Origin of the sequence: uncultured Thiodictyon sp. (genome assembly GCA_903837595.1) — a bacterium.
In the GTDB taxonomy this organism is placed as follows: Bacteria; Pseudomonadota; Gammaproteobacteria; order Chromatiales; family Chromatiaceae; genus Thiodictyon.
Map to the genome: position 1 here is coordinate 1 of CAILVI010000166.1, position 11,438 is coordinate 11,438.

5 protein-coding genes and 1 pseudogene are annotated in these 11,438 nt (G+C 64.0%); 1 reads left to right on the forward strand and 5 read right to left on the reverse strand.

The genetic code is table 11. The features are described 5' to 3' along the window. Nucleotides 1-1,598 (reverse strand): alkaline phosphatase family protein (locus QZY44_RS08835; protein WP_295445190.1); only part of this gene is annotated, 1,598 nt, incomplete at its 3' end. Between the two features lie 161 nt (nucleotides 1,599-1,759). On the opposite strand from QZY44_RS08835, the gene phoU reads away from it, so the two are divergent. After that, nucleotides 1,760-2,428: a phosphate signaling complex protein PhoU gene (gene phoU, locus QZY44_RS08840; RefSeq protein WP_295445192.1), complete on the forward strand. Its 669-nt coding sequence runs from the start codon at nucleotides 1,760-1,762 to the stop codon at nucleotides 2,426-2,428. 162 nt (nucleotides 2,429-2,590) lie between these two features. Here the strand turns inward: phoU and QZY44_RS08845 are convergent. From QZY44_RS08845 to QZY44_RS08860, 4 genes and pseudogenes are all read right to left on the reverse strand, one after another. Then, a pseudogene (locus QZY44_RS08845) lies at nucleotides 2,591-2,920 on the reverse strand (thrombospondin type 3 repeat-containing protein); the annotation flags it as partial. Nucleotides 2,921-3,514: 594 nt separating this feature from the next. Beyond that, nucleotides 3,515-4,243 carry a hypothetical protein gene (locus tag QZY44_RS08850; RefSeq protein ID WP_295445195.1) on the reverse strand — a complete coding sequence of 243 codons (729 nt, stop codon included), beginning with the start codon at nucleotides 4,241-4,243 and terminating at the stop codon, nucleotides 3,515-3,517. 181 nt (nucleotides 4,244-4,424) lie between these two features. Further along, a complete protein-coding gene (locus QZY44_RS08855; RefSeq protein WP_295445198.1) occupies nucleotides 4,425-10,223 on the reverse strand; it encodes a toxin TcdB middle/N-terminal domain-containing protein in 5,799 nt (1,932 codons plus the stop codon). Between the two features lie 30 nt (nucleotides 10,224-10,253). Beyond that, nucleotides 10,254-11,438 (reverse strand): hypothetical protein (locus QZY44_RS08860; RefSeq protein ID WP_295445201.1); only part of this gene is annotated, 1,185 nt, incomplete at its 5' end.

Genomic DNA, 11,438 nt, shown 5'->3' on the forward strand with positions numbered 1-11,438 from the left:
GCCAGGATCGAGGTCGTGTCATGCGCCGTGCGATCCACCACCTGCTTGGCGGTAAGCTGCGGTGTCACGACCAGGGCGGGGATGCGGGTGCCTGGCCCCCATTGGTCGTGCGGCCCCGGGGTACCGCCTTGCCCGGGCGGCGGGACGTGGTCCCAGCGACCGCCGAATTCGTCATAGGTCAGGATGATCATGGTGTCCTTGGCGCAGGGACCTTCAACCACCGAGCGAATCAGCTCCACCGTATGTTCCTGGCCGTGATGCTCGCTGGCATAGCCGGGGTGCTCGTTGTCGGCGCCGTAGGGTTTCACGAAGCTCACCGGCTTCAGGCCGCACTCGCTCCCAGGCTGCTTGGCGCGCGCCATGAACTCCTGCTCGTCGCGCAGGTGCTCCCGGCGTGCGGGCGTTCCCGGGGCGTAGGCGGCGTAAAAGTTGAACGGCTGGTGATGGTACTGAAAGAGCTGGCCGGGGCAATTCGGGAAGACGGCGTCCGGGTGGGCCTCGGGGTCTGAACAGGTGGGGCCCTTGCCGTTGGTCCAACCCGGGGCCTCGAGGTCGCCGTTCGCGTTTGACCAGCCGCCCGAATACCAGGCCCAGTCGACTCCGGCTGCGCTCAAGGTGTCACCGATGGTCCGGTTGGTCTGGGGTGGCAGCCGGTTGGCGTCCGGGGTCTTGGGCAGGAACGGCTGCGTGGCCGGCTGGATGGTGTTGATGGCATAGTCCCCGCACGCTAGGCCCGCGATCGGCGCCGGACACTTCACCGTGAGCGGGCCCTCCTTGACCGGCCCGGTGGGGTTATAGAGGGGGTATTTCGCGGGCATCCCGTTGCTGTCCAGCACCGCGTGCAGGTCGGCCTTGGAGCTGTCGTTCACCGCGTTGAAGAACACCGGGGTTGTCGGGGTGATCAACCACTGGTGGTTCAGAAAGGACCCGCCGAAGGCCGCCTGGAAGAAGTTGTCCGCGATTGCATAGGACGGGTGTGAGGACCCGTGGAGGTAGCGGTACAGGGGGAGCTGGATGGTGTCGTAATAGCCCATGGTGAGGCCGGTGACGTCGCTTCCGGTGACATAGCGGTCCATCTGTCCGCCGTTGAGCTGGTACTGCTCCTGATAGAACCGATGCACCAGGTCTGCGGTGCAGCCGCCCGGCAGGCCCTGACCCTTGGGAACGCCACTGGGGGCACGGGTCCCAGGTGGTGGGCACGTCCGGTCGGCGAAGCGGACATAGTCGGTGATACGAAACGGTGCGTTCGGGAAAACGCTGGTGATCCCATTGGCGTCGTCGGTGCAGGTGCCTGGCTGCGGTGGTGTCCTCAGGTTGACGTCCACCTGGTGCAGGCAGCGCAAGGGCTGGCCGGCCTGGTTCTTCTGCAACTGTCGGGCGGGGTCGGCGGCGGCGAGCCCGTTGACGCCCTCCCAGCCCCCGTAGAGCGTATCGAAACTATTGTTTTCCTGATAAATGATAACGAAGTGGTTGATCTGTTGAAGGTTGGCCGCCGCCTCGTCGGGTGCGGTCGGGGACGCCTGTGCGTGCGCCAGGGGGAGGGCGGGTGGTGTCAGTATGAGCGCGCCCACCAACAGCCGCGTTAATCGATGTGACATGGAAACTCCGCAGGATCTTAAGGATAATCGGTAATCGGCGTCCCGCCCGGGCCGACGGGGGGCGCCGGCCACTATAGCCGCGTTTTGTTGCAGCAAAAATATTGCGTATCGCGCCGCGAGGTGGTAACCCTAGGGGACAGAAAACAGTCGGAGAACCCACGTTGCCCCAGTCGCGGTTGTTGGTGGAAAAGAAGCGGGAGGCGTTGCACGGGGCCTTGTTGGCCCTCGGGGACCAGGTCGAACTGGCCCTACGCCAGTCACTGGACGCACTGCGCGAGCAGGACGTCGACCTGGCCCGGGCGATCGTCGCGGGCGACGCGGCGGTCAATCAGCAGCGCCGGCTGCTGGAGCAGGAGGCCCTGCTGGTGCTGGCGGCGTACCAGCCGGCGGGTCTCGACCTGCGGATCATCGGTGCCTCCATGGAGTTGGTGGCGGAGTTGGAGCGGATCGGGGACTACGCGGCCGACATCGCCCGGCTGCTGCTGCGTTACGCCGAGCCGGGCTTTCCGGCGGCGCTCGTCGCGCCGATCATCGAGATGGGCGCGACGGCGGTGGGGATGTTCTGCGATGCGATGGTGGCCTACGGGCGCTACGGCGGTGACGCGGTCATGGCGCGCGCGGTGGCGACCCGCGACGATGTCGTCGACGCACTGGAGGGTGAACTGCTCGCGGCCATCGCCGCGGCGATCCGTGAGGACCCGGCGCAGGCGGCAGCGGGGCTCGCACTCTCCCGGGTGGCGCACCTGTACGAGCGGGTCGCTGACCGTGCGACCAATATCGCCGAGCGGGTGGTCTACATCGCGACTGGCGAGACCCCTGATCTGGATTGAGTGGGAGCGGGGGGTTGAACGCCGCGGTCCCCCGATTTGGCCGGATCTCGGCCGCGCGCACGACTGTCACCTTGGGGATCGTCACAACCTAAAATGCCATTGGCGTGCGGGCGGCGCGGGCCGCGCAAGCGTGGCCACGCGCACCCCCGCCCTCGCTCGCCGCTAACGCAGGATTGCCCGCCAGCCCCGCCGGCTTGGCAGACACTCCCAGCAAAATTGCGGCGTCGGATCGCAGGCATTGCCGATGCCGTCCCGGTCGTCGTCGGCCTGATCCGGATTGGCCACCAGCGGGCAATTATCCCTCGCGTCCGGTACCCCGTCGTTGTCGTCGTCCGAGTCGGTTGAGTCCGGGATGCCGTCGTGGTCGTTGTCCAGCGGTGGGGTGTCGCAGGCATCGCCCACACCGTTGCCGTTGGTGTCGGTTTGATCGGGATTCTTGACCGTGGGGCAGTTGTCCTGGCTATCCGGGATACCGTCCCCGTCCGTGTCTTGCGGGGCGGCTACCGTAAACTCAGCGGTGATCGGTAGAAAGGTGATCTCCCGCTGCAGAGAACGGGACCAGAACTTCCCGGACAGTGCGATCACCTGGGAGTCGGCGGGGACTGTGGGGGTGGCGGGTTTGGCCCCGGCAGCGACCTTGAAGGTCACGCCACCGACCGCCCCCGAGCCGGCAGTAGGATTGAACCCATCCAGATAGACGCGGGTGCGGGCGGTGCTGTCGATGTAGTCATTCAGGTCGGCAGTGGGGGCTGGTCCGAAGGGTGACGCGGGGAAATATCCGCCACGGGTGAACCAGCCCGTGGTCGGCAGGCTCAGGGTCTGACCGCTCGCGAAGCTCAATTCCAGGCTGAAGGCCTCCACGTCCGCGGGATTCAGGATCTTGACCACGGCAGTGGTATTGGCGCCGGCTAAGGCGGGGCTGACCGTGAGTGAGAGGGCCTCGCCCGCTGCCTGGGCACTGGGGACGCTGGTCGCTCCCAGCAGCGCGAGACCCACGATGAGAAGCTGTCTGATCCGTTTGCCGTGCATGGTGCTTGCCTCTTGGTCGCCGTGGGCTTGATCGTCGCCTGCCGTATTCCCGCGCCGCTAGTGCTGGGCCGCCTGATAGTCCCGCAGGGCCTGCTGAAGCGTCTGTTCGCCGTTGGTGCAATTGGGACCCGGCGGGTCGCCGACGCGCAGGCTGGCCCCGGTCTGGTGGAAAAGATTGAGTGCAGCGCTGAGGTCGCTGAATTCGATGGTGGCCGGGTCGCTGCCGCCGGCGCGGATCTCGGCCAGGGTCAGACAGCCATCGCCGTTGAGATCCGCGGCGCTGCCGGCGGTGATTGGCAGGGGTTTGGCGAGGATGAAGGTCCCGCTGATGACCAAGGGGACCGGCGTCAGTTCGGTGACGGTCTCGGTGTAGCGTCCCGAGAGGGATGCCCCACCATTCCCGACGGTGGCTTGGTCCAGCACGACCTGCCGGTTGACAGTCTTGCCGCTGACCACCGATTGGAACGACTGCGAACTCAGGTTAAAGGCGCTGGCGCCCAGACTCCCACTGACCCGGGGACCCACCTCTTTGCCGCCAATCGGGGGCGCGACGGCCGGAAAGAGCAGGGTCTGGCCCAGGTCAATGTAGCTCCCCGCGTTCTGGATGGCTGAGCCGGTGACATCGAGATAAAAGGCCAGGTCGATGGTCCCGATGCTGGCGGGCTGCTCGATGGTGGCAGTGCCGTAATAGGTGCCGGTGAGCGGGTTTGCGGTGTCCGCCGTGGCCGGGCATGAGGCGGCCAGGACAAAGCAGGCCGCCAGCCAGTTCAGTGTTCTCGTTTTCATGGTCATCTTGCCTTACCGTTGTTGACCTGCCTTCCACCGTAGGTTGGGGTGAGGAACTAACCCCAACATTGCCGGCCACCGCGGGTTGGTGTTGGGGTTCCTTCGTCACCCCAACCTACGGTCCTACGGATAACCCAACGTACGGTCGCACCAGTTACCCCAACGTACGGCCGTATGCCGATCAAAAGTCATGTCCCTCGGCATCCTTTCCGCCACCAGCTTCATGACCTCTAATAAGAAGCTGTACAGGTGCCGGTAACCAATCGGAGCCCGGTAAATTTTTCCCCTCTGGATCTGCAAGGTCCACAGCTTTGCCAAATACGTAGTCTGCTCCTGCGCTACCTATGGTCTTATATATCTTGGCCCCGCCAAGGGCGTATTGCACATGTCCAGTAATTGAGCCTTTCACGCCAGGCAAGTCCCAAAATCCGTTCCTGCGTGCCCATGTAATCCCTCTCATGGTTGCGGCAGCCCCCTTCTCTGCTATTTCGATTCCGATTGCCTGTCCAACTGCCAAGCCCTCCCCAAGTGCAGAAACTGCTACATTCGCTGTTACCTCAACCGTCTTGGATATTCCTGTTGCAGTCGCAGTGGTAACAACCTGCGCAGCGTCTATCGCTTCTCGTGCCCCTTCGTCTATTGCCTTGGCAGTTGCACTTATAATCGTCCGAATCTCCGTTACAGCGCTCGTTGTACTTGCCGAGACGGCTTCAGCGGCCGTGTTGGCAATATTGCTGACGAACGAGCCAACCTCCTTAAAGAAAAGACCGTTAGTGTCAGCATATTTCAGCGGATTTGAAGCATATGCGTAGGGATGGTCGAACTCGGCCTTGTCTGGGGATATAAAGCGACAAACTTCACTATCCAAATACCTTGCATCGATGTAATAGAGGTTCGTCTCGGTATCCAGTTCCTTAAAAAGAAACCGATATTCGCTCGCATAGTCCCCCGTCCGCACCCGATCCTTCCCATAAGGATAAAACACCGACTCCTCGACCAACCCTCCGCCCGAGTCCATGACCGCACTGGCACTCCCTAAATGATCCGGCAGATAGAACAGCGTCTGAGTCTGCACCGGCGGCGGCAGCGCCCCCTGCTCATGCAGTGCGGCGGCGAGTGTGGCGAAGGGCAACAGTCCGGGGTTGGCCTCGCGGTTCAATTGGTAGATACGCACCGCGTCGCTCGCCTCCCCCGGCTCGACCAGCGCGGGGTTGGCGCCCTGGGCGCGGATCTCGTCCAGGCTGATGACGCCGTCCTTGGGATTCACGTCGAGATCCAGCGAGGTCCGGGGCGGGGTCCAGCCGGCCAACTGGCTGGGGCGGAAGGGCGCAACGCTGACCCGGGCGACCAGCCGATCACCGGCGAAGACCTGCTTGATGAGCCGGTCGCCGCGCAGTTCGGTGTAGCGGTCGACATAGAGCGTGGTCTGGGACTGCCCGCCCAGTGTGACGGTCTTACGCTTACGGTCGAATCCGGAATCGTAGGCATAGTTGATCACCGCGCCATCGGTGGTGCGGTCGACCCGGGCGAGTCGGTCGCGGTAGTCGAAGGCATAGGCGAAACCCTGCTTCGCGGCCAGGTTGCCGTTGGCGTCATAGCCATAATTGATGCCGGCGGCGCCGGTCAGTGCGTGGGGTCCGGCGCTGCCGACGCCGTAGGTCATGGCCCCCAGGTCGGACTTGTAGGTCATGTTGCCGATGCTGTCGTAGCGGTAACCCTCGGTCCAGGCGGGGGCGGCGGCCTGGGTCAGGCGGTAGAGGTCGTCGTAGGCGTAGTCGGCGCTCCGGTCTTCGGGGGTCTTGGCGGGACGCCGGTCGGTGATGCGGCGGATGTTGCTCGCCCCGTCGTAGTCGTAGCTCAGGTCTTGCAGGACGGCGGCGCCCCTGGTGCTGCGCAGTTGGGCGAGGCGCTGGCGCTCATCGTAGCCATAGGTGCTCTGCACACCGTTGGCGAAGGTGAACGAGGTCTTCTGGCCGGTGGGTGCATAGTCGATGGCGGTGACGAAGCCGGGGACGGCATCGAGTTTCCCCATGGCATTGTAGACATAATCGACCGCCGTGCCGTCCGGGTAAGTGAGGCGGGTCAGGCGTTCTTGCGCGTCGTGGTCCATGCGGGTGATGAAGTCGAGCCCGCTGAGGCGACGGACTTGACTCGCGACATTGCCGCGGGCGTCGTAGGAATAGGCCTCGCGACCGGCCTGATCTTCGATCCAGGCGAGGCGGCCCAGGGTGTTCTGCAGGGACGGGCCGCCTGGGGGCAGGTCGGCGTCGTAGTGATAACGGACCTGCACCCCGGCGCCCGCGTTGGTCTCGGTGAGGGTCCGGTTGGCCGGGTCGTAGGTATAGCCGATGGTCTGGCCCTTCGCGTCGGTGCTGCCGAGCAGATTGCCGACGCCGTCGTAGGCATAGGTCATCAGGCCCTTGTCCGGGTCCAGCATACGGGTCTTGCGGCCCATCCCGTCGAATGACAGTGTCTTGACGTTGCCCTGGTCGTCCTGGATACGGATGAGATTGTCGAGCCCGTCGTAGCCGTAGCGGGTGCTATAGGTCGCTGCTCCATTGATCTCCTGGACCTCGATCAGACGTTGGCGGCCGTCGCTGATGCTCGTCTGCGGGGTACCGGCATGGGGACCGCCCACGAGCGTGTCCTCCTCGTCCGACGCGACCTTGGCCAGTGGCAGATAGCGGGTGGACCTGAAAGTCCTATCCGTGTTGGTCTCGCGCACAGAGCGACCGCGGGCGTCGTATTCCAGGTCCGTGTGGGGAAGCGTGGCGTCCGGGTCTGCATAGTCGGGGCTTGCGGCAAGGTGTGGCAGCCACTGGCGGGCGATGCCGCGGCGCTGATTGAAGACCGCGGCCTCGCTGACCACCCAATCGCCGTGCTCGCCCTCGGAGCGGGTCTGGAGCTTGCGGCCCAGGCCGTCGAACCAGCTCAGGGCGTCATAGGTGCCGGGCTGGCCGGATTGCTCACGCGAGCGGGTGACGATGGCACTCAACGGGTCGGCTAACCGGTACTCGAAACTTTGGGTGGGCAGTGCCGCGCTGTCGCCCGGTTTGATGATGCGGGTCAGGCGCCCGAAGGTGTCGTAGCCGAAGCCGGTGGTCTGGCCGTTGGGGCCAGTGAAGCCGGTCATGAGACCGCGACCCAGGTCGTAGTCCGCGGTCATGGTAAGCCCCAGACCGCCGATGGTCTCGCGCACTGGGAAGGCATGGAAGGTCGGGTCATAGTCCAGCCCGCGCCAATGCCCATTAGCGTCGGTAATCTTCAATACGTTGCCGAAACCGTCATAGGTCTTGGCGGCGACCGGGATGAAGGTCGAGCCGTCCGGGGAGCGCTCGTCCAGGGTGAGGTTGCCCTTGGGGTCATAGGTCAGGCGCTGAAGGCTCGTGAAGCTGCCGGCCAAGTCGGTCTTGCGCACCCGGCTTGGGCGGTTGACGATCCAATTGGCCGTATCGATACGGTAGTCCGTATAGGTCAGGACCTCGTCCCCGCCCGCGCCGAGATCGGTGCCGGCCACGATACCGTAGTCCAGGTCCTGAATGGTGTTGCCGTAGCCGTCCTGGTCCCAGGCGTGGCGCAGGGTCACCGCGCTCGCGGTGCCCTCGAAGATCCGGGTGTCAGTCTGATTCGTGAAGGAGTAGGTGACCGGCACACCGTTGGTGCCGGTAGCGAGCGTGCGGGTGGTGAGGCCGTGGTCGGCGACTTCGAAGAGTCCCGCCGGGGGGCTCAGGGTGCCGCCCGTCTCCAGCACGGCCTGGGACAGGGCCATGCCCTTACGGCTCTCCTGCTGGTCGCCGACGTCGAAGCTGTAGTTGGTCTGCACTCCGGGGGCGCCGGGTCCGCCCTGTTCGACCTTGGTAACCTGGCCGAAGCCGCGGAACTCCTTCTCCGCACCATCGTAATAGCCGTCCCGGTAGCGGTAATCGGTCATATACTCCTGACCGCTATTGTTGTCGCGTACCGTCACACGGCTCACCACCTGGACTGGGAAGGGCAGCTTGCGTGACCAGGGGTTGCCCGCGTCGCGGTCGCGCAGGTAGTCCTCGATCGAGGAACGGTAGTCGATGCGGGTGTCCTGGCCCAAGCCGTTGCGGATGCGGGTCAGCAGGTAGGGGTGGATGCCGGCGTTGAAGGAGACGGTTTGATAGGGCTCGCTGGCGTCCTGGTTGGTGATGAGGAGGTCGCGGAAGCCGTCGCCGTCGATGTCGGCGAAGCGGTAGCCGGAGTTGCCCGCGGTCGCGGGCGTGCCCTCAAGCAGGATTTCCGGCTTGAAGGCCCCGTTGCCACCGTTGAGCCAGACCCGGACGTGCTCGTTGCCGACCACCACCAGGTCGGCGAGCCCGTCGTTGTTGATGTCGGTCAGGGTCGCCTCGGCCGGCAGGAAGCCGTCGGGCGGGTTGCCCATCTCGACCTCGGCATCGAACTCGCCGTTGCCCTTGCTCGGGAAGTAGGAAACGTAGCCGTCCTGCACAAAGACCAGGTCCTCCATCCGGTCGCCGTTCATGTCACCGAGCTTGGTGCCGGGGCTGGTCAGTGAGAGGTGGGCGCCGCCGGGCAGGGTGGTTTCGGCGTCGAATGCCTGGCTCCAGGGGCCGTCGCCAGGGTTGATCCACACCTGATAAGCAGTCCCGTTATCGCGCAGCACATCGATCAGCTTATCGTTGTTGATGTCCAAGAGCCTCACGTTGGCGTCCTGGAAGCTGAAGCCGGGCATGGGTGAATAGGCGTGCCAGTCCGCCTCCTCCCAGGTGAGTTGGCCACGGTTGCGGAAATATCCGAAGTCCGAAGCGCCCCGGATGAAGAGGTCCGCCAGCCCATCCCCGTTCATGTCCGACATCATCACGCCCTTGGTGTCCAGGTAATATTGGGGCGAGGCGGCGGGTGCAATGGGTTCCGCCGCGAGCGTGCCCCGACCCCGGTTTAGATAGAACCGGTGGCCGCCCGCGAGGCGGTCGGTGTGAACCAGGTCGGGCAGTCCGTCGCCGTCGATGTCGATGAGGTCCAGGTTTGAGTTGGTCAGCGAGACACCGAACGGGGGCGGATTCGCCAGTGCCGCGACCCGATAGCTCGTCGGATCGAACCCGCTATAATCAAACGACATCGGCGGTAGCGCACTGGCCCCATCGGCACCGATCTGGACCACGCGGGCCAGCAGTGAGAAAGGCGCAGCGGGCTGATAGTCAAGCCGATATTTGCGCACCAGCGCCCCCTGGGAGCGCATCTCCACCGCCGCCAGGCGCCGGGCCGTCAGGACGCGGGAGCGGCTGTGATAGTCGGTGAAGGCATCCGCGCGTTCCTCGTAGATGAGGTTTACGGATTTATCGACCGTCGCCGACATCAGGCTGTAGCGGACCTCGGACAGATAGACCTGCCCCCCGTGTTGCTCGTAAAAGTAGCGTATCTCGTTGCCGTTGGTGTCGGTCGAGCGCTCCAACTGCCAGGCGAAGATGCCTTCCCGCGTTCCCAGTCGTGCGGCGCCGGTGGTACCGAAGTCAAGCCGGGTGCCGTTGCGCGCCCAGACCTGCCAGCCGTCTGCCACGCGCTGGAAACGCATAAACTGGCCCTCGATCTTCGGCCGGAACAGACCGCCGCCCAGGGGCACTAATTCACCGACGTCTGACTCAATGAAGGTGTCGGAGTCGGTATAGGCCGGGAGCCCCTTGTCCGTCTGGCGCTGAATCCAGGGGACGTTCAGGCGCCAGCCGATCCCCAGCGGCGAATTTCCGTAGCCGCTGTTGTAGACCAAGGCCAGGTCCGGTTGCTGCTTGTTCACGCCGGGGGACACCGCGAGCTTGACCCGATAGGCCGCGGTGCCGGTGTTCAATTGCGGCTCGAATGATTCGCCGAGGCCCTCGATCGAACCCGGACCCCTGGGCAGGGAAAGCACTTGGGGTGCCACGCCGGACTTGTTCTCGCACCAAGCCGCACCTGACAAGACCAGGCTTGCCAGGGTCAGCAGGAGTGAGGCCATCCGCTTCATGATTTGACTGACCGGTTTCTCACCTGGCAGCTAATAGCAGCACTCGCCGATGGCATCCATGTGGATCTGGATATCGGTGATCTTGCTCAGGTCGGTCGCCGGATACATGACCCTCGAGTCGAACAGTTCGACTTCCCAGTTCGATGCGGAGATGCTGCGGCCCTTGAATCCGCCGGTCCAGGTCCCGCCGGACTGGGTCCTTGGATCGGTCGCGTTCGTGTAGGCAACAAACTCCGCCTCCTTGTAGGGGACGAAATCGCCGCCGCCCTCAAACAGGAAGTGGAAGTTGCTGATCGGGATATAGGAAACGACCTCCCCGAAGCCATTGCGCAGCGATGAGTGCCCGGTTTGGCGCAGGCGCACCTTCGGCCTGAAGTTTGTGCTTTGCGTGCTGATGACGTTGATCGCAGTCCCCAACACCGGTGTCACCAGCGGCTCACAGAACGAGGGCGCCGGCCCGCTCCAAAGCTTCAGGTTGTATTGGCGCGAACCGGCGAAGAAAGACGCATTCTCGGAAATCGTAAAGGGGAAATGGAGGTGCCCCGCCGCATTGACATTGGCGATGATGAACGCCTGTACCGCCTCACGACGGGCCTGTGCGATCGATTTGCCCGGCGTTGCCTGACCATCCCCGTCAGGGTCCAGATAGCGGTCGGTCAGACCCAGGATGTCATAGGCCAGCGATATCACCGGGTATTGGGGGTCGAAGGTGCCCCAAGGGCACTGTGTGGTGCCCAAGGCATTTAGCTTGAGGAGGAATGTCTCCAGGTCGCTGGTCGTTTGGGCCTTAAACAGGTCGGTGATGCTCAGTCCGCCGACGACAGGTTGATCCTCCAGGGGCATCAGGTCTTGGTATTCCAACGCCTTGGCCGCCAGGTAGGCATAGTGAGCGGTGTAGTTGATGCGATCGGCGAGCACGATCGTCGCCTGGGACTTGAGAATGCGCAGCGGCGCGGACCGTTCGGTATAGCAGCTGAGCTGGTCCAATGCGCGCTGATAGAGCTGCCAGAGGTTCTCCTTCTCCTGCAGTGAGTTGTCGAAGTCGGCGATGGCCGAGTTCTTCTGCTGTACGGCAAGTTGGACCTCGATCTCGGCCTCCGCCGCGGACAGGAGCAGGTCCTTGATGACATAAGTCTTCTCCAGATTGACCTGCTGGATCTCGAAATAGGTGGTGATATCCAGAAGGGCCTGCTCATTGATCTGACTGATATGTAA

Excerpts from the sequence above, each read along its gene's own strand:
- QZY44_RS08850 (WP_295445195.1), bottom strand. The coding sequence starts at position 4,243 with ATGAAAACGAGAACACTGAACTGGCTGGCGGCCTGCTTTGTCCTGGCC.
- QZY44_RS08855 (WP_295445198.1), bottom strand. The coding sequence starts at position 10,223 with ATGAAGCGGATGGCCTCACTCCTGCTGACCCTGGCAAGCCTGGTCTTG.